The sequence below is a fragment of the Hahella sp. CCB-MM4 genome, assembly GCF_002260525.1.
Lineage (GTDB): Bacteria > Pseudomonadota > Gammaproteobacteria > Pseudomonadales > Oleiphilaceae > Hahella.
Window position 1 is genome coordinate 168,639 of record NZ_MRYI01000011.1, and the last position, 25,760, is coordinate 194,398.

Genomic DNA, 25,760 nt, shown 5'->3' on the forward strand with positions numbered 1-25,760 from the left:
ATAGCGAAAGCCAACTATTCACCCTTCAGAATCAGTGCCCGCTTATAGAGTTCGTTTTTTCCCAGCCCGGTCACATCCGCCACAATGGCCGCAGCTTTTTTGACCGGCATCTCCCTGATCAAAGCTTGCAGCAACTTGTCCACATCAACTCCCGCCCCTTCTTCAGGACTTTCCGCCGCCCCGGCCACCACAACAACAAATTCTCCACGCTGCTGATCCGTATCCTCATGCAGCCGCTGAATCAGGCTGTCCGGCGTCCCATTCAAAAAGGTCTCGAAGGTTTTGGTGATTTCGCGCCCCAAGACAACCTCGCGATCACCAAACACAACGTTAAGATCTTCCAGGAAATCCAGAATACGGTGGGGTGACTCATAAAAAATGAGGGTACGGGTTTCCGACTGAAGACTCTCAAGCTGTTTACGGCGCGCCGAGCCTTTCGCTGGGAGGAACCCCTCAAAAGCAAAACGATCACTTGGTATTCCTGCCACCGATAATGCAGCCACCATTGCACAAGGCCCCGGCACCGGCGTCACTTTAACACCCTCAGCCCTGGCCTGCCTGACCAACGGATAGCCGGGATCTGAGATCAACGGAGTCCCTGCATCCGATACCAGTGCCACACACTCTCCCTCCAGCAATCGGGAAATCACATGGCCGGCGCGAGATGCTTCATTGAATGAGTGGAGCGACACCATCGGGGTAGCAATCCCGAAATGACGACATAAGCGGGCACTGTGTCTGGTGTCTTCAGCGGCGATCAGATCGACATTTTTAAGCGTCGCAATAGCCCGGGCACTTATATCTTCCAAATTACCAATAGGGGTTGCCACAATATACAGCAACCCCGGTTCCGAAGGTTTAGACATGACATTACCAATCGTTGAAATTCAGTGAAACAATGAGGATTTACACACCTAGATCAGACAAACCGCTGACATCTTGCGAGACTTTAACTTGAACATGGCATGACAATATCGCTAACTGAGTTACACAGACTAACAGGAAAGTCAGATATAAATCACTGAATCGTTTTTCCCCTGCCCAGCCACTTTGATAGAATGCCGCCAACTGTCGGCCCAGTCTATACATGGAAACAAGATGTCAAACCCATTAGCTTCGTCAATGCTCACTTTTATACGCCACCACCTTTCCAGGTCAGGTCATGCCGCTCTCGTGTCAGTTGTATGCCTGGGAGTATTGCTATCGGCATGTACCCCTAAGGAGGGCATCAAAACCAGTCCGGAAATTACCGAGACCATGCCTGAGGACGAAGCAGAACAGCAACTCTGGCTAGCCCAGCGGGCCATTTCGACAGAGCGGGCCGACTACCTGTTAAATGCCCTGGAGATCTATCTGACGCGCGAAGACTATAGCAACGCAGAGCGCACGGTAAACACCATTAACACCACCACGCTTTCTTCGCCCCAATACGAACGCTACATATTACTCGCGGGCAAGCTGGCAATGATCCTGGACAAGCCTGAGCTGGCAATCACTTACTTTGAAGAAGCCCCCTCAGAAGCATTCACCACAGCCCCACTCCCAACACAGCTTGATGCAGTAGAATTAAGAGCCAACGCCTTACTGGCAGCAGGACGCCCCCTGGAAGCCGCCAGATTCAGAGCATTCAATGCAGGCTTATTCACTGGCGAAGCCTATTGGGAAAATCACAACAAAATCTGGAACGCCTTGCGAGCGGTGCCTGCCCTCGAATTAAGCAGAGCATTGGAACAACCCCAGGACTACGACTGGCAGGGTTGGCTGGAACTGATCAATCAGATCCGCCTGAACCAATACAGCCTGGACCAGCAACTGGTCGCGTTAAATCAGTGGAGAGAAAACTGGCCAACGCACGCCGCATCCCAGCATCTGCCGGACGAGCTGCAAATGCTCATTGAGCTTCCCAACACCCGCCCCAAGAAAATCGCATTGATTCTTCCTCTTTCAGGCCCCCTTGAAAAAGTGGGAGCAGCGATCCGGGACGGTTTCTTTGCTGCATTCTATGCCGACGCGGAAGTAAGCTCAGTCAGCACTGAAATCAACGTCATCGACAGCGAGCAGCACGACTCCATTATCGACCTTTACCTCCAGCTCCAGATTGAAGACTACGATCTGGTCGTCGGCCCACTACAAAAGGATCAGGTTTCCGAACTGGCGCTTCTCCCTCAGATGAACCCACCAGTACTCGCCTTGAACTATGCCGACACCTTCGAGCTGGCAACACCCGGTCTCTTTCAATACGGACTGGCTGCAGAAGATGAAATCCGCCAGATTCTCGACTATCTGGATTCTCAGAAAAAATCACGTATTGCCGCCATATATCCAAATGCCGCCTGGGCAGAAGAGTTAGTCAACACTCTAAAAGAACGCGAACAAGGTAACGATAATTTCCAACTCCTGTCCTACGAGTACACACCAGAAGACAGTCTGTCGAACGGAATATCAGCATTATTGGATATCGAAGACAGCGACGAACGATTCCGGGATATTCGCAACATACTGGGCAAAGTTGAATTTGAACCTCGGCGCCGCCAGGACATCGATGCCGCCATACTGATTGCCACGCCAACCATCGGGCGCCAACTGAAGCCACTGCTGGCTTTCCATTACGCGTCAGACGTGCCGGTGTACGCCACTTCTCAGATCTATGCGGGCTTTCAACAGAAAGACAAAGACCACGACCTGGACAATATTCGATTCACCGAAGTTCCCTGGCTACTAAGCCAAACCATTCCGCTGCGTAGCGATATCAAATATCTGGCCGGCATCAACCGCTATGAGCGCCTGTATGCTATGGGTATCGACGCCTACCACCTGGCCCCGCGCCTCGCGCTGATGGAAAGATTCCCCAGCAGCCAGCTGCCTGGCATGACGGGCAACCTTGCCATCAATGAAAAGAATCAGATTCGTCGCCAGCTGGAGTGGGCAACCTTTGAAAATGGTCAGGTAAAAACCTTGCTTACACTATCACCACAATGAAGCTGCTGGCCTCCATCAGAAACACTACCAGCATTGGCCAGTCTGCTGAAAAGCAGGCTGCCAGGCATCTGCAAGAGCACGGATTAAAAATTGTCAGACAGAATTTTCGCTGCAAAGGCGGCGAAATAGACATTATCGCCCGCGACAATGAAACACTGGTATTCGTGGAAGTCAGACACAGAAAATCAAACCGTTTCGGCACACCCGGCGAAACGGTCACCTACAAGAAGCAACAACGAATTATTTTAGCCGCCCAGTTTTTTCTACAAACCCTGAAAACTCAACCACAATGCCGCTTCGACGTCATTGAGAGCCGGCCAGGGGAAGCTTCCGAGATCAATTTTAACTGGATTAAAGATGCGTTTGGCTGCTAAGCCAGACTCAATATAGAGCGAGAGAGCATGAACTGCATAGAAAGAATCAACCATCTTTTTGAACAAAGCATCAGAACCAAGCAGTTGGCAGCCGAAACCCTGCCTGCGCACATAGAAGCGGCGGGACAATTGATGGTTTCAGCATTGCTAGAAGAAAAGAAAATACTATGCTGCGGCAACGGCGGCTCAGCCGGAGACTCCCAACACTTCTCTTCTGAATTGCTGAACCGCTTTGAAAGGGAACGTCCCAGCCTACCGGCCATCGCACTGACAACGGACACTTCCACCCTGACCTCCATCGCCAACGATTACAGTTACAACGAAGTATTCTCAAAACAGATACGCGCACTCGGACATGCGGGAGACATACTCCTGGCGATTTCCACCAGCGGAAACTCCGCTAACGTTATTCAAGGAATTCAAGCGGCTCATGACCGCGAAATGAAAGTAGTCGCCCTAACTGGTAAAGACGGTGGCAATATGGCCTCCCTACTGTCTCAGGACGATATAGAAATCAGAGTACCTTCGACCTCAACCGCCCGGATTCAGGAAGTACACCTTTTAGTGATACACAGCCTGTGCGACTACATTGACCGCTCCTTGTTCGGACCGGTGGATTGAGAGAGACGCTCACATTCGAATACAGCTATTTCGAATACAGCTATAAAAAACGGGCTCAAGGCCCGTTTTTTTATTTCACGATTTTCAAAGTTGGCTTGCCGCCCCCTGACTTGGAAGCTGGTTTCTTTTGAGCCTCACCCTCAGATGAAGCTCCATCAGGATCAGGCGCACCGCCAGGCTCTGACCCGAACACCATCCCCTGACCATTTTCCTTAGCATAGATTGCCAACACTGAGACAATGGGCACCGTGACCTGCCGGGGAACACCGCCAAATCTGGCGCTAAATTCCAAGTACTCATTATCTATGGAAAGCCCTCTAACAGCATGCGGACTGATATTCAGCACGATCTGTCCATTACTGACAAAATCACGGGGAACATCCACCGCTGGTAGAGAGGCATCAACCACCACATATGGCGTCAGTTGACTATCAAGAATCCATTCATTCAGTGCACGCAGCAAATAGGGGCGACTAGACTTCATAACAATTAGGAATTCATCTCCTGCTCGAGTTCGGAAAGGCTGGCTTTAAAGCTTTCACGACTGAACAGTCGCTCCATATATTTCAACAGAGGCTTAACCTGCTTTTCAGGCAACTCAATTCCCATCACCTTCAGACGCCATAAAACAGGAGCCACACAACAATCCACAATGGTGAACTCTTCGTTCATAAAGTATGGCTTTTCAGCAAAAATCGGTGCCGCAGCAATCAGGCTCTCACGCAACTCTTTGCGGGCAGCTTCGATTTTAGAGGCGCTCTCCTTACCTTCGAGCACAACATCCGCCAAACTGCACCAGTCTTTCTGAATACGATGGATCAGCAAACGGCTTTGCGCCCTCGCGACAGGATATACCGGCAATAAAGGAGGATGCGGAAAACGCTCGTCAAGATATTCCATCATGATATTTGGCTCATATAAAGCCAGCTCACGATCGACAAGTGTAGGCAGGGTGTTGTATGGGTTAAGATCCGCAATCTCTTCAGGCTTGTTATCCGGATCGACATCAATTACTTCAACTGCCACACCCTTTTCAGCCAATACGATTCTCACACGATGGCTGTAGTGGCTTTGAGCATCAGAAAAAAACGTCATTGATGACCGCTTGGTCACGACTCCCATAGATCTACCTCAGTCAAATATAAACACTGCTCTAAAAACAGAAAAATCCAGCATTGGCTTCCCAATGCTGGAGCGAATTTCAAAAAGGGTATTTATTATACACGAAAGACTAGTGTACGTCTTTCCAATACTCCCTATTGAGCAAATAGGCAAACACAAACAACACAACCAGGAACACCAATACAAATGGTGCGATATAGTTGGCCTGCAAACGAGACGGCTCACCAACGTAGACCAGGAAATTCACCAGATCCCGCATTGCATCGTTATACTCAGCCGGAGTCATACTGCCTTTAACTGCATATGACTGACACCCAGACAGACCCACTTCCTTACCGCTCATTGGATCAATCCCGGCTTTACCTCCAGTGTGAGGCTTCTCAGCACACAACCCCTGCAGACCCACCAGTACGTGTGGCATACCGACATCCTTGAAGACAGCGTTATTAACACCCCAAGGACGCGATTCGTCTTTGTAGAACGTACGCAGATAGGTATACAACCAGTCAGGACCACGCAGTCTGGCCACAAGACTCAAATCAGGAGGTGGCGCACCAAACCATCCAGCCGCCATTTTGGGCTTCATGGAAATATCCATCAACTCACCGATCTTTGCATCGCCAAAAATCAAGTTTTCCACATAAAGCTCGTGCGGGATGCCAATATCATCAGCCACCCGCTCATAGCGGGCATACTTCATGGAGTGACACCCCATGCAGTAGTTGGTAAACAAAGCAGCTCCGGATTGCAGAGACTCCTTGTTATAGATATCAACATCAACATGATCCAAAGCAGCCTTGCCAGAAGAAGCGAAGCTCTGACTGGCTACCAGGGACAACAGTAGCGTGAACAGAATTCTTTTCATTAGTGCGTCACCCTCTCTGGAACCGGCTTGGTTTTTTCCATCCTGGTATAGAACGGCATCAGAATAAAGTAAGCAAAATACAGCGTTGTACAAACAGGGGCCAACCAGTATGGCTGCTCACTTGGAGACAAAGCACCGCACGCACCAAGAATCACAAAACTGATCGCAAATATCAGCAACCAGATCCGGCTAAACCACCCCTTATAACGCATGGAGCGAACCGGACTCTTATCAAGCCATGGCAATACAAACAGAATGGCAATCGCACCACCCATTACAACAACTCCCCAGAACTTCGCATCCAGCCCCAGGAATGGAATGGTCACAGCCCTCAACATTGCGTAGAAAGGCGTAAAATACCAAACAGGCGCTATATGCTCTGGAGTCTTGAGCGGATTAGCAGGCTCAAAGTTTGGTTTCTCCAGGAAGTAGCCGTTCATCTCAGGGAAGTAGAACACCACCGTACAGAAGACAAACAGGAAGACAACAACAGCGGTAATATCATGAACAGTGTAGTAAGGATGGAAAGGAATACCGTCACGAGGAATACCGTTCTCGTCCTTGTTCTTCTTGATGTCGACACCGTCCGGGTTATTGGAACCGACTTCGTGCAGAGCCAGCACGTGAAGAACAACCAGACCCAGTAACACAATCGGCAATGCAACAACGTGCAGAGCAAAGAAGCGGTTCAGCGTAATACCTGAAATCAGGTAGTCACCACGAATCCACTGCGCCAGATCTTCACCTATCCCCGGAATAGCCCCGAACAGAGATACAATGACCTGAGCCCCCCAGTAGGACATCTGCCCCCATGGCAGCAGATAGCCCATGAATGCCTCAGCCATCAGCACCAGATAAATGGCCATACCAAAAATCCAGATAAGCTCACGCGGCTTCTGATAGGAGCCGTACATCAACCCCCTGAACATATGGAGATACACAACAACAAAGAAAGCAGATGCCCCGGTTGAATGCAGATAACGCAACAACCAACCAAACTCCACATCCCGCATAATATATTCAACAGAAGCGAATGCGCCCTCTGCAGTCGGGTTGTAGCTCATAGTCAGCCAAATACCTGTCAGCAGCTGGTTAACCAATACCAGCATCGACAAAACACCGAAGTAATACCAGAAGTTGAAATTCTTCGGAGCATAGTATTTGCTCATGTGTTTTTCGAAGGCTTCGACGACCGGCAAACGCTCATCGATCCACTGAACTATTTTTTGCATCAGGCGCTCTCCTCATCCAAGCCGATTGTCAGATTGAGACCTTCTGTATACATGTGCGGAGGAACCACCAGATTCGCAGGAGCAGGTACGCCTTTCAGCACACGTCCGGCCAAATCGAATTTACTACCGTGACAAGGACAGAAGAACCCACCAAATGCCTCATCCGGAATAACCTCGGGGACATATTGGGGAGAACAGCCCAGGTGAGTACAGATACCCACCAACACCAGATACTCTTCTTTAATGGATCGGAACTGGTTTTTAGCATATTCCGGCTGCTGAGGTTTTTCAGATGACGGATCTTGCAGATCATCATCATGCTTAGCCAATTCAGCTAACATTTCCGGGGTACGGCGGACAATCCAAACCGGTTTACCACGCCATTCAACTGTCATTTGTTGACCCGATTCCAGCTTACTGATATTCACCTTGACAGGCGCACCAGCAGCTTTCGCTTTCGCACTCGGGTTCCAGGAGGCTACAAATGGTGTAATAGCGCCGACGGCCCCTACACCGCCAACCACCGAAGTAGCTCCTACAAGAAAACGACGGCGGCTCTTATTCACGTCGCCTTGACTCATATTAGGTCTCTCCCATCAGGCAGCAATTTACCTTACCCAGACTTCTCCCCGCTCAGAATACGCTTGGCATTCCTAACAGCTCAAAATTGAAGTGGTTTTGCTTGTCGTTCTTCAGGCATAAAATCCGGCTGACATACTAATGAAAATACCTATTGGATACAAGGAGAGATACCGCTAGCCCCCTTACAAATGCGCCTTTTTAAGACGCATTAGAGCTATATCAAATTTACGTGATATTTTTTTCAGGCATAAAAAAACCCGGAATAAATCCGGGCTTTTTTGACGCTCCAGCGAATTAACGCTTGGAGAACTGTGGACGCTTACGAGCTTTACGCAGACCCACTTTCTTACGCTCAACTTCACGAGCATCACGGGTAACATACCCGGCTTTACGCAACGCAGAACGATTGGCCTCATCATATTCGATAAGCGCACGAGTAATACCGTGACGGATTGCACCAGCCTGACCAGATGGACCACCACCTTTCACAGTGACCAATACATCAAACTTATCAACAACCTCAAGCAGTTCCAGAGGCTGACGAACCACCATACGAGCAGTTTCACGACCAAAGTATTCATCCAGAGAGCTGGAGTTTACAGTGATTTGACCATTGCCAGGACGCAAGAATACGCGAGCGGTAGAAGTCTTACGACGGCCAGTACCATAATATTGAGTAACAGACATTGCCTACCTTCCTTACAGTTTCAGTTCAATGGGTTGCTGGGCAGTATGCGGATGCTCAGAAGAAGCATACACTTTCAATTTGCGCAGCATGGCACGACCCAGAGGATTGTTAGGAAGCATGCCTTTAACCGCAGTCTCAATCACACGCTCAGGCGCATGATCAATCAGTTTTTCAAAGGACATTTCTTTCAGACCACCAGGATAACCAGTGTGGCGATAGTACATTTTGTCCTGAGCTTTACGGCCGGTTACACGCACTTTCTCTGCGTTAACTACCACAATGTAGTCACCAGTATCGACATGAGGAGTGTACTCGGCTTTATGCTTGCCCCTCAGTCGACGGGCGATTTCAGTTGACAGACGACCCAGAGTCTTGTCGGTCGCGTCTACAACATACCAGTCACGCTTTACGGTTTCTGGTTTTGCGCTGATCGTTTTCATTAAAAATCCCGCCTTACCATCTAAATTAGTTACAGGCTATTAAACACGTTGAACTTCCGGTTGGATGACAGAAGTTCTCTCTGGACACATATTCAACTTTCAGCGTCGGGGCGTTGCTAAAAATTTACTCTATGTAAATCCGGGCGCAGGATTATACTGCGGCTTTTATCAAAACACCAGAGAAAATAGAAATAGGCTCATGCCAGAGAAAACAGCTGCCTGGTATTTTCCAGTATCTGGCTGTGTAACAGGTCAGGTTCTTCCCTTCGAATCCCCACAAGACAGGAAAACACCTCGGGCACAAATTCCGGCGAGTTCCGCTCTCCCTGCCTGCCGGATAGCGGCATATCAGGAGCATCCGTCTCCAGCAATAGGGCTTCAACCGGCATTTGAGCTACTGCGTTGCGAGTTTTCCTGGCTCGTTCGTAGGTAATCACCCCACCGACTCCAAGGCGCAATCCCAGTTTCCAAAATGCCGCCCCTTGCTGATAGCTTCCGGCAAACCCATGAACCACGCCCCGTCTAACCGACGATCGACGCACCATTGCCACAACACGATCATGGGCCCTGCGCGAGTGGATAATCACGGGCAGACCAAACTCTTCTGCCATTTCCAGTTGCTTTGCAAAGAAAAACTGCTGCTTTTCAAAATCGACCTCGATCATTTTATCGAGACCGGTCTCCCCTATTGCAACAATTCGGGCTCTATGCCCAGCAATCATCCGCCGGAGCTCAGTCAGAGCACTTTCAGGTATGTCATCAAGAAAATAGGGGTGAATCCCAAAAGCAATCCTGAGAGCGGAAAAGGTTTCAGCCAGCTTCAGCAGCCTCTCCCAGCTCTCTGGTGTCGTGGCAGGCACCACGATCCTTTCAACACCAGCCGCAGAACTTCGGTCAATTACCTGCCCCCGATCGCCATCAAAAGCATCCAGATCCAGGTGACAATGACTGTCAATAAATTTCACGAAGCCCCCTAGCCAGCGTCAGCGCAACCACTGGCAACTACCTTAGATCATATTCATAAAGCAAACATAGCAAAGGAAGCCACACAACAACGCACTGAAAATACACCTGACAGATTAATGCTCGCGCGTTTTCCGGAAAGCAACATCGGGGTAGCGTTCTTGAGCCAGCTGCAGGTTTACGTAGGTCGGTGCCAGATAAGTAAGGTTATCACCGCCGTCCAATGCCAGGTTTTCAGACACCTTACGCCTGAACTCTTCCATTTTCTTCGCATCCTTGGAGTCGACCCATCGGGCAGCGGTAACATTGACCGACTCATACATGGCATCAACTTTATATTCAGACTTCAGGCGATGTACAACGACATCAAACTGAAGCATACCAACGGCCCCAACAATCAAGTCGTTATTGTTCAAGGGACGAAACACCTGAACAGCCCCTTCTTCACTTAATTGTATTAAGCCTTTCTGGAGCTGCTTCGATTTCAGCGGATCCTTGAGTCGAATGCGTCGGAACAGTTCTGGAGCGAAATTCGGTATCCCACTGAACTTTAAATCCTCACCTTCTGTAAAGGTGTCTCCTATCTGGATCGTGCCATGGTTATGCAATCCAATGATATCCCCGGCGAAAGCTTCTTCGGCACGTGTACGATCGCCCGCCATAAAGGTTAAAGCGTCAGCAATACGGACATCTTTACCAATACGCACATGACGCATTTTCATATTTTGCTGGTAACGACCGGAACAGACCCGCAGGAAAGCAATTCGATCACGATGCAGCGGATCCATGTTTGCCTGAATTTTAAATACAAATCCTGTGAACTTTTCCTCAGCCGCTTCCACCTTACGCAGATCGGTCTCCCTGCTCTGAGGTGATGGAGCCCATGACACCAGTCCGTCCAGCACATGATCAACGCCGAAATTCCCAAGTGCAGTACCGAAGAATACAGGTGTCATCGTGCCTGCCAGGAATTCCTCCAGATCAAACTCATGGGAGGCAGCCTGCAGCAACTCAATTTCTTCACGAAGGGTTTCGGCATCCACTCCCAACGCCTCATCCAGCTCAGGGTTGTTGATTCCCTTGATAATCCTGCCATCCTGAAGAGTATGCCCCTTCCCCGTCTGATACATAATCACTTCATCGCGGAGAATGTGATATACGCCCTTAAACCCTTTCCCCATACCAATTGGCCATGTGATAGGGGCACAGTTGATCTTCAGGACATCCTCAACTTCATCAAGGAGCTCAACCGGATCGCGAATATCACGGTCAAGTTTATTCATAAAGGTAATGATCGGGGTATCTCTGAGGCGGGTGACATCCATCAGCTTGATAGTACGATCCTCAACCCCTTTGGCACTGTCGATAACCATGAGGCAGGAGTCCACAGCGGTCAGGGTACGATAGGTGTCCTCAGAGAAGTCTTCGTGTCCCGGTGTATCCAACAGATTGACCAATGCTTCGCCGTAGGGAAACTGCATCACCGAGGTCGTCACGGATATTCCCCGTTCCTTCTCCATTTCCATCCAGTCGGATTTGGCAAACTGACCGGATTTTTTGCCTTTTACCGTCCCTGCTTTTTGCAACGCTCCGCCATGAAGGAGAACTTTTTCCGTAATCGTCGTCTTACCGGCGTCCGGGTGCGAGATGATGGCAAACGTACGCCTTTTATTGATTTCTTTCATTAAATTACTATCAGCCATGCATCCAGACTCCCGCTTTAAACAAATACAGGTACACGTTTATTACCCGCCAGCATCTATGTGCGCTATAAAAAAGCCCGCTATTTTAGCGCCTATCCGCAGCGAATGTCAGGCTTAATACATTCCATGGAGATAGAACCGCTTCAACAGGGAGGTGTAACAGATAGATGATTGAAGAACATAGAGTGGAGTGGGCAAACACGCTCTGCCCACCATACATTTGAAACAACGACATATTTGAAACAACAACCTGGAACGATAAATTTCCGTTTAATCTACAGCAGCGTTATCGGCAATTTACCTAACGGGAGGAATTGAGCAGAGGCCGTCAGGCAACTTTTGATCCGGTCTCGCGCTTAAACCACTGCAGAATATCTGATTCATCGATATCCAGACGTTTGGAATCCTGTCCGTCTTTCTTTCCTGCTATCTGTTGTCGTTGTTCAGCATAAACAGGACCCAGAACAGAAACAGGAACGTCACTGCCTTCCTCATTCAGAATTCGCCTCAAATTCTTGAAAATCTCCATCGGGGGAGCGCTTGATTTCTTTAGAGCGCAATCTTTCTCTCGAATTCCGAATCGATGCCCCCAGCAATCAATCGCCGACTCCCAAGCTTCAGTGAATGATGTCTCTGATGAAATTTCAAAAAAAGAGGCGGCTGACTCTGAGCCTCCTGACACTTTAAAACCACATCGCCACTCACCACTTTTACTTTGGATATCCGCACTGATTCCACGCACCCCTACCCGGCGTGCAGGTTTGGTACGCAAATCCTCAGAACGGATGAATTGAAAATACTGACGCACGGCGAGTCGCCGCTTCAGCTTCAATTCAATGATTCTGGCCTTTAGCTCCTGGTATTGGCACCAGGTCTCGGTAGAAACCAGTGATGGTGGTTGGTCGCTCAGGTATCGCTGATGATGCTTTCCACTGATCACTACTGCGACTTGCCAGCCACTAAAACCGCTGGGGTGCTCCCCAGGCAGGTATCGCGTGATACTCATGATTGGATATGTTTCTCTTTTACTACGTTGTTCGGATATTTATGAAATAGATTTATATATTCTATGTTTATTTATTATTAGTTTATTCACTATTAGATAGTAATTAGCGGCATAAGTTGCAGGCTTTTGAAAAGTTTTCGCCCCACCATGCCTTTCGCCCAATGGACACCGGGCCAGGAAATTGCTCAATTGACTATAAGATAACCTTTTCTGAAAAAATTTACCAAGAATACCTCCATATCTCGATAAAACAGATATGGGCAATCATCATAAACAGCTTACTCCAATTCTGGAACATGCTGGAATATTCATTCCAATACATACAAAAATAATGGATAATTTCACTAGCTTAACCATCAATCGTACGGATCTGCCTATCGGCATGATTCTGTTAATTCGAATAAGAACGGAAACCATATGCCTAACGCCCAGCTTCCCAGCAACTTAGAAGAATTGGAAAACGCTATCGCTGAACGTTATAACGATCTGAGCAAACGCCTGCAGCAGGTCGCCCGTTATCTGATGGAGAATCCGCGAGGGGTGGCATTGGATACCGTAGCCTCCATCGCAGAAAAAGCAGAAGTGACTCCCTCCACCCTGATCCGCTTTGCCAACGCACTTGGCTTTCAGGGATTCAGCGAGATGCAACGACTTTTCCGCAGCAAACTGATCGAAGCTGCACCAAGTTACAGCGACCGGATTCGTCTTGCACAGGAAGAACAAGGCAACTCAGATTCCCCTTCTCCCATTCAATTATTACAAGAGTTCTCCACTTCCAATACCATTGCCCTCGATCATCTAAAGCATGCGATTGAGAACGACACTCTGGAGAAAGCAATATCGATCCTGGAACAGGCCAGGTCTACACATATCGTTGGCGTTCGCCGGGCATTTGTCGTGGCATCCTATTTTGCCTACTCACTAAGACATGTCGATCAGCGCGCCTATCTGGTAGACGGAATTGGAGGCATGTTTAAAGAACAGGCGGAAGCCATTGATCATGGCGATGCTGTCATTGCCATCAGCTTTTCTCCGTACGGTCAGGAAACGCTGGATGTGGCGGAGATCGCCCTGAATAAAGGCGTCCCTTTGATAGTGATTACCGACAGCCCATTAAGCCCACTGGCCCGTCAGGCAACAGTTTGCCTGGTAGTTCAGGAAGCCCAGGTGCGGAATTTCCGATCGCTCACTTCTTCTCTCTGTCTGGCACAGACACTGTCCATCGGCTTGGCTTACAGACTACAGAATCAATAACCGTTCCGCCTTGATCAGAAGTCACTCCGCAGTTTCATATATCAATTACAAGCACCCACCCCAATATAGAAAAGCCGCATCCAAATCGGATGCGGCTTTTAACAATCAGTACAGCCGGCAAAACACCGTCAGGTTTTCTTGCTGCGCTTACCCTGGCGATACTGATCCACAATAACGGCGGCAACAATGATGCAGCCCTTGATAATATCCTGATAGTAAGCATCCACCCGCAGGAAGGTGAACCCGGATAACATCACCCCAAGAATAAGCGCTCCGATCACGGTTCCAGTGATACGCCCTCGTCCTCCCGAAAGAGACACACCTCCAATTACCGCAGCCGCGATGGCATCCAGTTCGTACATCAGCCCCATACCCGCCTGAGCCGTTTTGATACGGGCAATAGCCACCATCGCTGCGAGGCCGGTGAGCAAGCCTGCAATCATATATACCTTGATCAGGTGGGTATCAATATTGATTCCGGATACCCTGGCCGCCTGGGGGTTAGCCCCGATAGCGTAGGTGAACTTACCGAAACGGGTATAACGCATCACAATATGGAATATGGCAGCCACCAGGAGAAAAATGACAACAGGCATCCAACGATCAAGCCCATTGCCCAATAGCGTAAAGCTCTGGGTAAAGCCGGACACGGGGCTGCCGTCTGTATACCAACGGGCAATACCACGCGCCGTCACCATCATGCCAAGAGTCGCGATGAATGGGGGGATTTTGGTTTTGGTAATCAACCAACCATTGATAAAACCAGCTAACGCACCGACGGCCAGACCGATCATCAGCGGAACAAAAAACGGCATGTCAGCCAAAGAAGGATGGATAAGTTTGGGCCAATTGGATGACTGCGCAAACGTTGCGGCGATCATGGCACACATTGCCACCACAGATCCCGAGGAAAGATCGATCCCTCCTGTGATAATGACCTGAGTAACTCCCACCGCAATAATCCCAATCACCGAGACCTGCAGAATGATAATCTGTAGTCGACTGACATTTGTCAGGAAGCTCTGCCCGACAATGAACCAACCCAATATCTCAAAAAATGCGGCAATACCGATCAACACCAAAAAGATGCTGACTTCCGGCGGCAGGCGTTTTCTGCTAGCCATAACAGGCACCTCTCCCGGGGCTGTCGCTGTTCTAGTAATCATAATAACCTCGCATGCTTTCCAGAATCTGTCTTTCCCGAAACTCTATTGGTTTATTGGGCAGCCAGATCCATGATTTTGACCTGATCGGCTTCTTCGCGGTCCAGGATCCCTGTCGCGCGTCCTTCATGCATGACCAGAATCCTGTCACTCATCCCCAACACTTCAGGCATTTCAGAAGAGATCATGACAACAGCAACTCCCTTATGGGCCAGCTGTGTGATCAGACTGTGAATTTCCGCTTTCGCTCCAACATCAATCCCACGGGTGGGTTCATCCAGAATCAAAATTCCGGGATTGGTCAAAAGCCAACGGGCTATCAATACTTTCTGCTGATTTCCACCCGAAAGATTTTCAATACACTCCTGCATATCGGGTGTTTTGATTCTGAGTTTGCGCCCCATCTCCTCACTGGCATTTTCCAACTCAGCTTCGGAGACAAACCCTCCTTTCACATACTGGTCGTGTAACACCGCTACCTGAATGTTTTCCTGAATATCCAGCGGCAGGAAACACCCGGTATCCTTTCGGTCTTCCGTCAAAAATGCCATACCCAGTTTAATTGCCTCATGAGGCGAGGAAACACTTACTTCCCTGCCTTTGATGGAAATTGTGCCGCTATCAGCAGGCGTTACGCCGAACAGCGTCTCGGCGACATTAGACCGGCCCGAACCGACCAGCCCCGCCAAACCGAGTATTTCGCCAGCGCGGACGTCGAAAGAAATATCCCGGAACACCCCATTCAGCGTCAGATTTCTTACGGAGAGGACCACCTCCCCCAACGCGACGTCTTCTTTAGGAAACATCTGGGTGATTTCACGCCCCACCATCATCCTGATGATGTCATCGCGGGTGACTTCTGTAGACGCGTGTGTCGCGATATAGCGCCCGTCGCGAAATACGGAAAACTCATCGGCGATCTCAAATAGCTCATTCATTTTATGAGTGATATACACGATGCCAATGCCCTGTGCTTTCAGATCACGAATGATGTCAAACAGGTGAGCGACTTCTTTTTCAGTGATGGCGGAGGTGGGCTCGTCCATGATCAGGACGTCGGAGTTAAATGATACCGCCTTGGCGATTTCAACCATCTGGCGATTTGCAACGGACAGGTCCCGGATTTCAGCATCCGGATCCAGGTTGATATTCAAGCGGTTAAATAACTCAAGCGTGTTGCGTCTCATTTGATCGTGATCCACAAAACCAAACCGGTTTTTTGGCTCGCGGCGAATCCAGATATTTTCTGCAACAGTCATATAATCCATCAATAACAGCTCCTGATGGATCATGGCTATGCCGGCTTCCTGAGCCGTTAATGGTGTCGGCAGTTCAACGGCGCTGCCACGCAGCCGCACTTCACCACCGTCGGGCTGATAAATACCGGCGATGATTTTCATCAGCGTCGATTTTCCAGCACCATTCTCACCCATCAATGCGTGTACAGTGCCTGGACGGACTCTCAGTGACACATCATCGAGAGCCACCACACCTGGAAATTCCTTACGGGCATTGATGACCTCAAGGACGTATTCGTAGTCCTGAGGTTGAGGAACTGCGCTATTCATGTCCAACGCTGCCACCTGTGATGCGCTATTCATAACGCAACCCCTTAGTCAGTTTGTTGTACTTATTCTGTTTCGGAAGTTTGCCGGAACCATCCTCGCAAATGAGCAACAGCATCAGATCGGTCAGGTTCCGGCGAAGGCATAATCCATCCACTTGATAATTTCAGGCGAATACACCTTCATTCACAAAAGAGTTACTTCATGTAGTCCTTAAGATTGGTCGGAGTCACCAACTCAAACGGCACCCAGACTTTCTGCTCGACCTCATCCCCTTTGGCCAACTGAACCGCCGCTTTGACAGAGCCTTCCCCCTGTCCCACAGCGCTTTGAAATACGGTGACATCAAGATCACCGCTCTTCATAGCCTGCAGAGCATCCGGAGTTGCATCAATACCGGCGACGATCACGGAATTCATGGCACGGCCGGCAGCTTTTAAGGCCTGAATCGCACCAATGGCCATTTCATCATTATTGGAAATTACCGCGTCAAACTCTATTCCGGCTGCCAACCAGTTAGTCATCAGATCATTTCCCTTTATCCGAGACCACTCAGCAGTTTGCTCTGCCACCACTTCAATTCCAGAACACTCCGGGGTTGCGATGACATCATGAATATCCTTGGTACGCTGAATGGCAGCCTGATTGGACAACTCTCCCATCATGACAACGACTTTGCCTTTTCCACCAAGCAGACGGCACACCTCCCGGGTCTGGAATGTTCCGGAGTCCACTTCGTTGGAGGCAACAAAAGCCTGGTTATTGGGCAACATGTCTACGTTAATAGGTTGGCGATTCACGTAGATAAGGGGAATTCCGGCAGCATCGGCATCATCACTCATGGAAACAGTGGCGTCTGTATCGACAGGGTTAACGATGATGGCGTCCACGCCGGAAGCGATAAAGTTCTGTATCTGATTAAGCTGGGTTCCGACTTCGTTTTTGGCATCCTCAATCTGAACATCAACCCCTTCCTGGGATGCCGCATTTTGAATACCGTTACGCAAGGCTGTTAAAAAGTTATCGTCAAAGAGCGCCATGGATACACCTATCTTCAATTCCTTCGCAAATACGGCTCCGGAAAACAAAGATGCGGCAAGCGCAGTTGAGGCGAGAGAAAGGGTAATTTTTTTCATCTTATTTTTGTCTCCTCGAATATGAAGTGTATACCTTGGGTACCACTCTTTTTATTAGTGAGGGCCGGCATGATGCTCATCGCGATCAAATCCAGCCTTCATATATGGGTCCACAGCATTCAGAGCTATTGCCCTGATCACCACCAGACTCAAATATGTGTCTGCCCCGTTGCGCTCTGACAACATCCCATTCGGGTCAGACTGAATCTAAATCCACTTTATTTTTCCAAGTTTTTACAAAATGGAATATACGTTCCATATTGCTTCTCATCTTTCACGGTGTCAACCCCCAGTTTCGCTCTAGACGGAATATTTATTCCGTTTCTATAAATTACTTTCAGCAGCCACTCTTCTCCTTGGGTTGATGAACGTATCTGTTAGCTTCTAACGCCTCTATTTATGTGAATACGAGCAAGGTCTATATGAAAATCAGCCAGATTGTTCATCTGGAGATCGGACAATTCGTTTTCTCCAATAAGGAATAAAACTTCGAGATAAAAAATAAATATTCCTACGATTGATATTTTGGAATTTTAATTCTAATCTATTCCAAAATTGAAACGGCCTCGCACTGCGAGTAACAACAACAAAATTTACGTAGGCCTTTTATGACCCATCCTTCGGTTAAATTCTCCCTCAACCACATGATCTGCCCACACATGAGCGCGGAAGAACTCATCGATGCCGCAATCCGACTCGGAATTACAGCCGTTGAACTGCGCAACGACATACAGGAAAACAGTGTGACGGAGCTGAACAACGCCAAAGCCATTGGCGAAAAAGCGAAGCAGCATGGGATCAAAATATTAAGCATTAATGCCCTCTACCCGTTTAACATCTGGAATGACCAGCGGGCGGAGCAGGCAGAGAAGCTTGCTTCACTGGCAGAAGCCTGTGGAGCAACAGGATTGGTACTTTGTCCTCTGGTAGATGGGGAGTACACGGCCACCGAAGAAGAGAAATCAACCAGCCTTAAAGAAGCCCTACAAGCGCTGGAGCCGATATTGGCCAAACACAATCTGAAAGGCTTTGTGGAGCCACTAGGCTTTCCTATTTCCTCACTGCGAACCAAGCGCCAGGCCATCGACACTATCGGGGAGCTGGGACTGGAAAATAGATTCGGACTGGTCCACGACACCTTCCACCACCGCGGCGCCGAAGAAACTGAAATTTTCGCGGACAAAACCGACCTGGTGCATATTTCAGGCGTGGAGAATGAAACCGTCAGTTTCCAGCAAATGCAGGATGCCCATCGCTTGCTCGTTGGCCCCAAAGACCGCCTGGACAGCATCGGCCAGATAAAACAATTACTGTCCTCAGGCTACGATAACTATATTTCCTTTGAACCCTTTGCCCGGGAAGTCTGGGAACTTGAGGATCCGATCTCAGCGGTGGAAGAGAGCATCAGCTACATCCGTCAGCAATTGGTAATTTAGGATTCAACGGCATGATGACAATCAGCGTCTATGCCAGGTAGGGTCGTGCAGAGTATCTCTTCCTTATTTACTTACGAAGAAATCCAGCACGACTTGGGCAATTTTTGAAATCAATAAACCGACAGTCAGACAGAGAAAGACGTTGAACCGCCGGAATCTGTTTATGTGTTTTATGCATTGAGGGTATTTTTATGACGATCAGAGTAGGAATCATTGGTACTGGCGCCATCGGGGCCGATCACGCAAGAAGGATAACCAACACCCTTACCGGCGGTGAAGTCGTTGCAGTGACAGACGTCAATGCCGGACAGGCTCGATCAGTCGTGGATACCTTAGGACTCAATGCCAAGATTTACGATAACGGACACGATCTGATCAACGCCACAGATGTTGATGCCGTTCTGGTGACCTCCTGGGGACCAACACACGAGGAGTTTGTCGTAGCAGCAATCAAAGCGGGCAAATACGTTTTCTGCGAAAAGCCTCTCGCTACCACGGCAGCAGGATGCATGAATATCGTGGAAGCAGAAATTGCCGCAGGAAAGCGTCTGGTACAGGTCGGATTTATGCGCCCCTTCGACAGTGGCTACCAGATGTTGAAAAAAGCCATTGATGAAGGCCAGATTGGCACTCCGCTCATGGTTCATGCCGCCCATCGAAATCCCACCGTGCCTGAGTCCTATGTCACGCCCATGGCGATTCACGACACCCTGATTCATGAACTGGACGTCTTTCGCTGGTTGCTTAATGACGATTACAAGACTGCCCAGGTGGTCTTCCCTCGCAAATCCAGCCATGCCCACAGCAAAGTGGCCGATCCACAGATTGTGCTGTTAGAAACCCACAAGGGTGTCCGTATTGACGTTGAGGTATTCGTAAACTGCCAGTATGGCTATGACATTCAGTGCTCTGTTGTGGGCGAAGAAGGTATTGCCAACCTTCCTGAACCACAAAGCCTGTTGCTACGCAAAGATGCCAAGCTCTCCAATACGATACTGATGGACTGGAAAGATCGCTTCATTGAGGCCTACGACATCGAACTTCAGGCCTTTCTGGACGGTGTCCAAGTCGGCAGTATTTCAGGTCCTTCATCCTGGGATGGATATGCCGCTGCGGTTGCTGGCGATGTCTGCGTCAAAGCTCAAGAGAGCGGACAGATCGAGCCAATTGCTATGCCCGCACGTCCCGCATTCTACGATTGACAGCAACATCCGCCAGTTTGAGACGTGTATATCTGACACCGAATTTCAACAAAATATCGGCCAGCATTTTGGCCACCAAGGCAGAGAGTTAGCAATTCTATGAAACCTGTTCGAGTTGGCCTGATAGGCACGGGATATATGGGTAAGGCACACGCCATTGCGTTTAAATCCGCTCCGGCGATATTTCCATTAAGTACAGACATTGTCTGTGAAATGGTGGCGGAGGTCGATGCAGAGCTGGCCGCCCAAAAAGCCCGCGAGTTCGGATTTAATCGTTTTACCGCTGACTGGCGTCAATTGGTCACAGATCCCGAAATTGATGTTGTGGATATTTGCGCTCCCAACTATCTGCATAAAGAGATGGCACTGGCCGCCATAGAAGCGGGTAAGCATGTCTATTCCGAAAAACCTTTGGCTCTGTCTGCGATAGATGCTCTCGAAATGACGGAAGCCGCCGAAAAAGCAGGAGTTAAAACCCTCGTCGGTTTTAATTACACCAAAAACCCCACCATTCAACTTGCCCGGGAAATTATTTCAAACGGCGAAATAGGCGATGTTGTGCATTTCCGAGGGACCTTTAATGAAGACTACCTTGCTGACAATCAACTTCCCTTTACCTGGCGGTTGAAACGTGAGTTTTCCGGGTCTGGCACCCTCGGGGATATGGGATCTCACCTGATCAATCTGGCTGAATTTCTGGTAGCCCCCATGACAGAACTCTGTGCAGATATCCAGACCGTACATCGGGAACGTCCAACTCCCGATCAGCCTGGAAACACCGGAACGGTGGAAAACGACGACCAGGTCCATCTTATGGCACGCTTCGCCAATGGCGCCATGGGTACGCTGGAATCCTCCCGCATTGCCTGGGGCCGTAAAAACGGACTCTGGTTTGAAGTCACCGGAACGCGTGGCTCATTGATCTATGACCAGGAACGGCTGTCCGAATTACAGCTCTTCACAAACGACGACCGACCTTCCCGACAAGGATTCAGGCGCATACTCACTGGCCCCCAGCACCCGGACTACGCCAACTTTTGCGTCTCGGCTGGACACGGGCTTGGTTACAACGACATGAAAGCGGTGGAAGTCAGAGACCTGATCGAAGGCATAGCGGCTGATAAGCCAATGTGGCCGGACTTTCGTGCAGCCTACCGGGTCAATGTGATCATGGATGCCATTGAGCAATCCCATGCAGAGCATCAGTGGATACAGATTTCCGTCTGACTTCAGCATGGCCCAGAGACCAACGGGCCCCCATAATGAATGCATATAGCTCCGTTGCACCAGATGCATTAAATAGGGCATATATTGGAATATTCGTTCCAAAACTGCGTTGACATAACACCGATACATATCGCCACACTCCATATGTGCCGGGGCATTTGTTAACAGCAGATGTAAAAAGATGATTTTTTCCAACTGTTGTTTATTTGGAATTTTTATTCTATTATCGACAAAAATGAAACGTCAGCACCGGCCATGCAGGCCGCCAGCCGACTCAATCATCTCAGGCAGCCGGTCCAGGTAAACACCTCTGCCTATAACAGGATGACGCCTATGAGTGATAACAAACCTTTGGATCTGATCTGCCTGGGACGCGCCGCCGTCGATTTATATGGTGAGCAGATTGGCAGCCGCCTGGAAGACATGACCAGCTTCGCCAAATATCTCGGTGGCTCTTCAGGAAATATTGCCTATGGCGCCGCCCGCATGGGACTGAAGTCGGCCATGCTGACCCGTGTCGGCGATGAACATATGGGCCGGTTTGTACGAGAGGAACTGGATCGCGCAGGTGTGGATACCAGCCACGTGGTTACGGACAAAAATCGCCTCACCGGACTGGTTATTCTGGGAATTAAAGACCGCGAAACCTTTCCCCTGATTTTCTATCGTCGGGATTGTGCGGACATGGCAATCGAAAGCTCCGATTTCTCCCCTGAGTTCATCGCTTCAAGTCAGGCGCTGTTGATTACAGGCACCCACTTTTCGACCGAACAGACCCACGCCACCAGTAAAACCGCCATGGAGTATGCCAAAGCGGCGGGCACAAAAATCATCCTGGACATCGACTACCGCCCGGTTCTCTGGGGCTTAACAAGTCTGGGGGATGGTGAAACACGATTTGTATCCAACGAGAGTGTCACCCAGCATCTGCAGACGATTCTTCCGGACCTGGATTTGATCGTGGGCACAGAGGAAGAAATTCATATCGCCGGCGGCAGTACCGATACCATTCAAGCGTTGAAATCCATTCGTGCCCTGACCCATGCGACGATTGTGTTAAAACTGGGCGCCCAGGGATGCACCGTTCTGGAAGAAACAATACCCGACAGCATGAAGGCATTTGAGGTGCATAGTGGTGTCAAAGTGGAAGTGCTGAACGTCCTCGGTGCCGGAGATGCCTTCTTGAGTGGATTCCTGCGTGGCTGGCTGCGCGGCGAGAGTCACGCCCGGAGCTGCGCTTATGCCAATGCCTGCGGCGCTCTGGTGGTATCTCGACATGGCTGCGCTCCTGCGATACCCAGTGCAGAGGAGCTGGATGACTACCTTTCACGGGCCACAGAGATCAAACACCCTGATACAGATAGTCGACTGAATTATCTGCACCGGGTGACAACTCAACGACCCAACGTTGACTGGAACGATCTCTGCATTCTTGCCTTCGATCATCGTAAACAGCTATTTGACATGGCCAGGGAAGAAGGCGCAGATCCTGAGAGAATCAAATATCTCAAGCAGCTACTGGTAAAAGCCACTGAACAAGGGTCATCCCTGATCGGTGAGAGTCAGGTAGGCGTATTAATTGATGACACCTACGGGCAGGATGCCTTGAACGATGTAACAGGCCGCGGTTGGTGGATTGGCCGCCCGGTTGAGCAGCCCAGCTCCCGGGCCATTGAGTTTGAAGGAGGTCGATCGATCGCCGCCAAACTGCAGGACTGGCCGAAAGAGCACATTGTCAAATGCCTGATTTTCTATCATCCGGAAGATGAGATCAGTCTCAGGCTGACCCAGGAGCGACGGGTGATCAAGCTTTATCAGGCCTGCTGCATGACCGGTCATGAATTCCTGTTGGAACTGATCCCCCCCAAGGATATGCCGACAAGTGACGACATTTATATCAATGCCATGAAACGCTTCTACAACCTCGGGGTCTTCCCTGACTGGTGGAAATTACCGCCACAAACACCTACCGGATGGCAGAGAATTACCGATCTGATTCATCAGCGAGCTCCTCACTGTCGAGGTGTTGTCATGCTGGGACTGGATGCGCCGGCAGAAGAACTGCAAAAAGGGTTTGCAGACAGCGCCGGTTTTGACATCTGCAAGGGCTTTGCCGTAGGGCGAACTATATTCAGCGAACCCAGCCGTCAATGGCTGCGGGGTTCCATCAACGATCAGCAGTTTATAAAAGCGATCGTCAACAACTACCTGACATTGGTTTCGTACTGGAAAGCTCGCAATAACGCCGGTTAAACATTCGCTCCGAAATAGCTGTCTGGCTGAATGTAAGAACGAGAGGATTAGATAACAATGAAAACAATCAGACTTACCATGGCGCAGGCGGTCATTAAGTTCATGACTGCCCAGAAGATGGAGATCGACGACGAAATAACCCCCATGTTTGCCGGTGTGTGGGCGATATTTGGACATGGCAATGTTGCCGGGTTGGGCGAGGCTCTATATCAGGTGAGAGATCAGCTTCCCACTTATCGTGCCCATAACGAACAGGGAATGGCGCACGCGGCGATTGCCTACAGTAAAACCCTTAATCGTAAACAGATGATGGCCTGCACAGCTTCAGCCGGTCCCGGTTCCACCAATATGGTCACCGCTGCTGCCGTGGCCCATGTAAATCGCCTGCCGGTTCTGTTTCTGCCCGGTGACACCTTTGCTACCCGGATGCCTGATCCGGTATTGCAGCAGGTGGAAAACTTCCATGATCACACCCTGACATCCAATGACTGCTTCAAACCGGTGAGCCGCTTCTTCGACCGTATCACCAGACCGGAACAATTGCTGACTTCCCTCCCCCAAGCCATCCGGGTACTGACTGATCCAATCGAATGCGGGCCTGTCACTTTGGCCATGCCTCAAGATGTGCAGACAATGGCCTTCGATTACCCGGAGCATTTTTTTAGCGAGCGGATTCACCGGCTTCGCCGTCAGGGACCTGACACCGATGAGCTTGCAAATGCCCTTGAGCTGATCATACAGGCGAAGAAACCACTTCTTGTGGCTGGTGGGGGCACTCACTATTCAAATGCACTTGCAGAACTCGATACCCTGGCCAGCCAATTTAATCTGCCCGTGGCAGAGACCCAGGCTGGAAAAGGTGCGCTGCCCTGGGATCATCCTCTCAACATGGGATCTATTGGTGTTACAGGCGCCGCCTCCAGCAACACCCTCGCAGCAGAGGCTGATTTGATTATTGCAGTGGGTACACGGCTTGGTGATTTTGCCTCGGGTTCTCGCGCCATGATCAATCCGGCAGCCAGGCTATTAAGTATCAACGTTGCCTCTTTTGACGCCATCAAACACAAAGGGCAGGCTCTGGTGGGGGACGCTAAACTGACATTACCCCTTTTAGTTTCCGGATTAGAGGGCTGGCAACCTACGAGTCAGTGGGTTGAAAAAGCCGCCCAACTTCGGGAGCGATGGAATAAAACCGTCGATATTGCCACCTCAGACCGGGGAACCAATCTTCCCACCGATGCGGAGGTGATAGGTGCGGTTAACCGTGCCGCCGGCGAACGGGATATTGTGGTTTGCGCCGCTGGAGGCCTACCAGGCGAACTGCAAAAGCTATGGCGCACGCGTTTTGCCAAAGGCTATCACATGGAATACGGCTACTCATGCATGGGATATGAAATTGCCGGCGGCCTGGGTACCAAAATGGCAAAGCCTGACTCGGAAGTATTCGTCCTGGTCGGAGACGGTTCTTATCTGATGCTGAATTCAGAAATAGCCACGTCAGTCATGCTGGGTCTCAAAATCGTTATTGTCGTTCTGGACAATCGGGGCTTTGGCTGCATCCATCGTTTGCAACAATTCTGCGGCGGCCCAGGATTCAACAACCTGCTGGATGATTGCCTGACAGCCGAAGGCGGTGCCCCGAAAACCGACTTCGCGGCACATGCCGCTGCACTGGGTGCCAGATCCGAACAGGTAGCCAATATTCAGGGGTTGGAGCAGGCATTGGTACGGGCCAGAGAGTCTGATACCACCTACGTCATCACACTGGATACTGATGCTCTGACGGTAACCTCAGAAGGTGGCTCCTGGTGGGACGTTGCAGTGCCTGAAGTGTCCCCTCGCGACGAAGTCGTAGAAGCCAGAAAGCGTTATGACTCATTTAAAGCACAGCAATTAAAGAACATGTAAGAGGCCGACCTGCCTCCAACGTTTCAAGATGATATTGGTAT

Annotated in this window: 23 protein-coding genes; 9 read left to right on the forward strand and 14 right to left on the reverse strand. The window is 49.8% G+C overall.

Annotation, left to right across the window (positions count from 1 at the left end; genetic code table 11):
* Positions 1-14: 14 nt before the first annotated feature.
* Complete coding sequence (gene rsmI, locus BTA51_RS18490; protein ID WP_094709940.1) at positions 15-866, reverse strand: 16S rRNA (cytidine(1402)-2'-O)-methyltransferase; 852 nt, start codon at positions 864-866, stop codon at positions 15-17.
* A 232-nt stretch (positions 867-1,098) separates the two neighbouring features.
* On the opposite strand from rsmI, the gene BTA51_RS18495 reads away from it, so the two are divergent.
* The 3 genes from BTA51_RS18495 to BTA51_RS18505 are packed head-to-tail and all read left to right on the forward strand — an operon-like array spanning position 1,099 to position 3,974.
* Positions 1,099-2,979 (forward strand): penicillin-binding protein activator, encoded by a 1,881-nt coding sequence (locus BTA51_RS18495; RefSeq protein ID WP_246841088.1) that lies wholly within the window; start codon positions 1,099-1,101, stop codon positions 2,977-2,979.
* Positions 2,976-3,353, forward strand: a complete 378-nt coding sequence (locus tag BTA51_RS18500; RefSeq protein ID WP_094709944.1) for a YraN family protein — start codon at positions 2,976-2,978, stop codon at positions 3,351-3,353. The genes BTA51_RS18495 and BTA51_RS18500 overlap by 4 nt, the downstream gene beginning before the upstream one ends.
* A 27-nt stretch (positions 3,354-3,380) precedes the next feature.
* Complete coding sequence (locus BTA51_RS18505; protein WP_094709946.1) at positions 3,381-3,974, forward strand: phosphoheptose isomerase; 594 nt, start codon at positions 3,381-3,383, stop codon at positions 3,972-3,974.
* Positions 3,975-4,044: 70 nt separating this feature from the next.
* Here BTA51_RS18505 and BTA51_RS18510 read toward each other — a convergent pair whose 3' ends face one another.
* The 10 genes from BTA51_RS18510 to BTA51_RS18555 form a co-directional block, all read right to left on the reverse strand.
* Positions 4,045-4,458 carry a ClpXP protease specificity-enhancing factor gene (locus BTA51_RS18510; protein ID WP_094709948.1) on the reverse strand — a complete coding sequence of 138 codons (414 nt, stop codon included), beginning with the start codon at positions 4,456-4,458 and terminating at the stop codon, positions 4,045-4,047.
* Between the two features lie 5 nt (positions 4,459-4,463).
* The gene (sspA, locus tag BTA51_RS18515) at positions 4,464-5,096 is read right to left on the reverse strand and encodes a stringent starvation protein SspA (RefSeq protein WP_094709950.1); all 633 of its coding nucleotides are present in this window, start codon (positions 5,094-5,096) and stop codon (positions 4,464-4,466) included.
* A gap of 109 nt (positions 5,097-5,205) precedes the next feature.
* Entirely contained in the window at positions 5,206-5,961 is a 756-nt protein-coding gene (locus BTA51_RS18520) for a cytochrome c1 (RefSeq protein WP_094709952.1), read from the reverse strand.
* Complete coding sequence (locus BTA51_RS18525; RefSeq protein ID WP_094709954.1) at positions 5,961-7,193, reverse strand: cytochrome bc complex cytochrome b subunit; 1,233 nt, start codon at positions 7,191-7,193, stop codon at positions 5,961-5,963. The genes BTA51_RS18520 and BTA51_RS18525 overlap by 1 nt, the downstream gene beginning before the upstream one ends.
* The gene (gene petA, locus BTA51_RS18530; protein ID WP_094709956.1) at positions 7,193-7,774 is read right to left on the reverse strand and encodes a ubiquinol-cytochrome c reductase iron-sulfur subunit; all 582 of its coding nucleotides are present in this window, start codon (positions 7,772-7,774) and stop codon (positions 7,193-7,195) included. The genes BTA51_RS18525 and petA overlap by 1 nt, the downstream gene beginning before the upstream one ends.
* 295 nt (positions 7,775-8,069) lie before the next feature.
* Positions 8,070-8,462 carry a 30S ribosomal protein S9 gene (gene rpsI, locus BTA51_RS18535; RefSeq protein ID WP_094709958.1) on the reverse strand — a complete coding sequence of 131 codons (393 nt, stop codon included), beginning with the start codon at positions 8,460-8,462 and terminating at the stop codon, positions 8,070-8,072.
* A 12-nt stretch (positions 8,463-8,474) separates the two neighbouring features.
* Positions 8,475-8,903: a 50S ribosomal protein L13 gene (gene rplM, locus BTA51_RS18540; RefSeq protein WP_020409290.1), complete on the reverse strand. Its 429-nt coding sequence runs from the start codon at positions 8,901-8,903 to the stop codon at positions 8,475-8,477.
* 197 nt (positions 8,904-9,100) lie between these two features.
* Entirely contained in the window at positions 9,101-9,868 is a 768-nt protein-coding gene (locus BTA51_RS18545; RefSeq protein ID WP_094709960.1) for a TatD family hydrolase, read from the reverse strand.
* Positions 9,869-9,982: 114 nt separating this feature from the next.
* Positions 9,983-11,569: a peptide chain release factor 3 gene (gene prfC / locus BTA51_RS18550; RefSeq protein WP_094709962.1), complete on the reverse strand. Its 1,587-nt coding sequence runs from the start codon at positions 11,567-11,569 to the stop codon at positions 9,983-9,985.
* Between the two features lie 328 nt (positions 11,570-11,897).
* Entirely contained in the window at positions 11,898-12,575 is a 678-nt protein-coding gene (locus tag BTA51_RS18555) for a hypothetical protein (protein WP_094709964.1), read from the reverse strand.
* A 417-nt stretch (positions 12,576-12,992) separates the two neighbouring features.
* Here BTA51_RS18555 and BTA51_RS18560 point away from each other — a divergent pair, with 417 nt between their 5' ends.
* On the forward strand, positions 12,993-13,829 hold the full coding sequence (locus BTA51_RS18560; RefSeq protein ID WP_094709966.1) for a MurR/RpiR family transcriptional regulator: 837 nt from the start codon (positions 12,993-12,995) through the stop codon (positions 13,827-13,829).
* Positions 13,830-13,957: 128 nt separating this feature from the next.
* Here the strand turns inward: BTA51_RS18560 and BTA51_RS18565 are convergent, their stop codons facing one another.
* From BTA51_RS18565 to BTA51_RS18575, 3 genes are all read right to left on the reverse strand, one after another.
* Positions 13,958-14,953: an ABC transporter permease gene (locus tag BTA51_RS18565; RefSeq protein ID WP_210404869.1), complete on the reverse strand. Its 996-nt coding sequence runs from the start codon at positions 14,951-14,953 to the stop codon at positions 13,958-13,960.
* Positions 14,954-15,045: 92 nt separating this feature from the next.
* Positions 15,046-16,593: a sugar ABC transporter ATP-binding protein gene (locus tag BTA51_RS18570; RefSeq protein WP_094709970.1), complete on the reverse strand. Its 1,548-nt coding sequence runs from the start codon at positions 16,591-16,593 to the stop codon at positions 15,046-15,048.
* A gap of 161 nt (positions 16,594-16,754) precedes the next feature.
* Positions 16,755-17,693 (reverse strand): sugar ABC transporter substrate-binding protein, encoded by a 939-nt coding sequence (locus BTA51_RS18575; protein WP_094709972.1) that lies wholly within the window; start codon positions 17,691-17,693, stop codon positions 16,755-16,757.
* 659 nt (positions 17,694-18,352) lie between these two features.
* Here BTA51_RS18575 and BTA51_RS18580 point away from each other — a divergent pair.
* The 5 genes from BTA51_RS18580 to iolD all read left to right on the forward strand — a co-directional run bounded on the left by BTA51_RS18580 (position 18,353) and on the right by iolD (position 25,719).
* Positions 18,353-19,129: a TIM barrel protein gene (locus BTA51_RS18580; protein ID WP_246841089.1), complete on the forward strand. Its 777-nt coding sequence runs from the start codon at positions 18,353-18,355 to the stop codon at positions 19,127-19,129.
* 191 nt (positions 19,130-19,320) lie between these two features.
* Positions 19,321-20,331 carry a Gfo/Idh/MocA family protein gene (locus BTA51_RS18585; RefSeq protein ID WP_094709976.1) on the forward strand — a complete coding sequence of 337 codons (1,011 nt, stop codon included), beginning with the start codon at positions 19,321-19,323 and terminating at the stop codon, positions 20,329-20,331.
* Positions 20,332-20,430: 99 nt separating this feature from the next.
* Positions 20,431-21,558 carry a Gfo/Idh/MocA family protein gene (locus BTA51_RS18590; protein ID WP_094709978.1) on the forward strand — a complete coding sequence of 376 codons (1,128 nt, stop codon included), beginning with the start codon at positions 20,431-20,433 and terminating at the stop codon, positions 21,556-21,558.
* A gap of 333 nt (positions 21,559-21,891) precedes the next feature.
* Positions 21,892-23,811, forward strand: coding sequence for a 5-dehydro-2-deoxygluconokinase (gene iolC, locus BTA51_RS18595; protein ID WP_094709980.1), 1,920 nt, complete (start codon positions 21,892-21,894; stop codon positions 23,809-23,811).
* Positions 23,812-23,868: 57 nt separating this feature from the next.
* Positions 23,869-25,719, forward strand: a complete 1,851-nt coding sequence (gene iolD, locus BTA51_RS18600) for a 3D-(3,5/4)-trihydroxycyclohexane-1,2-dione acylhydrolase (decyclizing) (RefSeq protein WP_094709982.1) — start codon at positions 23,869-23,871, stop codon at positions 25,717-25,719.
* The last annotated feature ends 41 nt before the right edge of the window (positions 25,720-25,760 follow it).

What these genes read in the sequence shown, in the direction of transcription:
- sspA (WP_094709950.1), bottom strand. Translation starts at nt 5,096, where the DNA reads ATGGGAGTCGTGACCAAGCGGTCATCAATGACGTTTTTTTCTGATGCT.
- BTA51_RS18555 (WP_094709964.1), bottom strand. Translation starts at nt 12,575, where the DNA reads ATGAGTATCACGCGATACCTGCCTGGGGAGCACCCCAGCGGTTTTAGT.
- BTA51_RS18510 (WP_094709948.1), bottom strand. Translation starts at nt 4,458, where the DNA reads ATGAAGTCTAGTCGCCCCTATTTGCTGCGTGCACTGAATGAATGGATT.
- rpsI (WP_094709958.1), bottom strand. Translation starts at nt 8,462, where the DNA reads ATGTCTGTTACTCAATATTATGGTACTGGCCGTCGTAAGACTTCTACC.
- BTA51_RS18525 (WP_094709954.1), bottom strand. Translation starts at nt 7,193, where the DNA reads ATGCAAAAAATAGTTCAGTGGATCGATGAGCGTTTGCCGGTCGTCGAA.
- rsmI (WP_094709940.1), bottom strand. Translation starts at nt 866, where the DNA reads ATGTCTAAACCTTCGGAACCGGGGTTGCTGTATATTGTGGCAACCCCT.
- BTA51_RS18565 (WP_210404869.1), bottom strand. Translation starts at nt 14,953, where the DNA reads ATGGCTAGCAGAAAACGCCTGCCGCCGGAAGTCAGCATCTTTTTGGTG.
- BTA51_RS18575 (WP_094709972.1), bottom strand. Translation starts at nt 17,693, where the DNA reads ATGAAAAAAATTACCCTTTCTCTCGCCTCAACTGCGCTTGCCGCATCT.
- BTA51_RS18590 (WP_094709978.1), top strand. Translation starts at nt 20,431, where the DNA reads ATGAAACCTGTTCGAGTTGGCCTGATAGGCACGGGATATATGGGTAAG.
- BTA51_RS18580 (WP_246841089.1), top strand. Translation starts at nt 18,353, where the DNA reads ATGAGCGCGGAAGAACTCATCGATGCCGCAATCCGACTCGGAATTACA.
- rplM (WP_020409290.1), bottom strand. Translation starts at nt 8,903, where the DNA reads ATGAAAACGATCAGCGCAAAACCAGAAACCGTAAAGCGTGACTGGTAT.
- BTA51_RS18505 (WP_094709946.1), top strand. Translation starts at nt 3,381, where the DNA reads ATGAACTGCATAGAAAGAATCAACCATCTTTTTGAACAAAGCATCAGA.
- prfC (WP_094709962.1), bottom strand. Translation starts at nt 11,569, where the DNA reads ATGGCTGATAGTAATTTAATGAAAGAAATCAATAAAAGGCGTACGTTT.
- BTA51_RS18500 (WP_094709944.1), top strand. Translation starts at nt 2,976, where the DNA reads ATGAAGCTGCTGGCCTCCATCAGAAACACTACCAGCATTGGCCAGTCT.
- BTA51_RS18520 (WP_094709952.1), bottom strand. Translation starts at nt 5,961, where the DNA reads ATGAAAAGAATTCTGTTCACGCTACTGTTGTCCCTGGTAGCCAGTCAG.
- BTA51_RS18560 (WP_094709966.1), top strand. Translation starts at nt 12,993, where the DNA reads ATGCCTAACGCCCAGCTTCCCAGCAACTTAGAAGAATTGGAAAACGCT.
- iolD (WP_094709982.1), top strand. Translation starts at nt 23,869, where the DNA reads ATGAAAACAATCAGACTTACCATGGCGCAGGCGGTCATTAAGTTCATG.
- petA (WP_094709956.1), bottom strand. Translation starts at nt 7,774, where the DNA reads ATGAGTCAAGGCGACGTGAATAAGAGCCGCCGTCGTTTTCTTGTAGGA.
- BTA51_RS18495 (WP_246841088.1), top strand. Translation starts at nt 1,099, where the DNA reads ATGTCAAACCCATTAGCTTCGTCAATGCTCACTTTTATACGCCACCAC.
- BTA51_RS18585 (WP_094709976.1), top strand. Translation starts at nt 19,321, where the DNA reads ATGACGATCAGAGTAGGAATCATTGGTACTGGCGCCATCGGGGCCGAT.
- iolC (WP_094709980.1), top strand. Translation starts at nt 21,892, where the DNA reads ATGAGTGATAACAAACCTTTGGATCTGATCTGCCTGGGACGCGCCGCC.
- BTA51_RS18570 (WP_094709970.1), bottom strand. Translation starts at nt 16,593, where the DNA reads ATGAATAGCGCATCACAGGTGGCAGCGTTGGACATGAATAGCGCAGTT.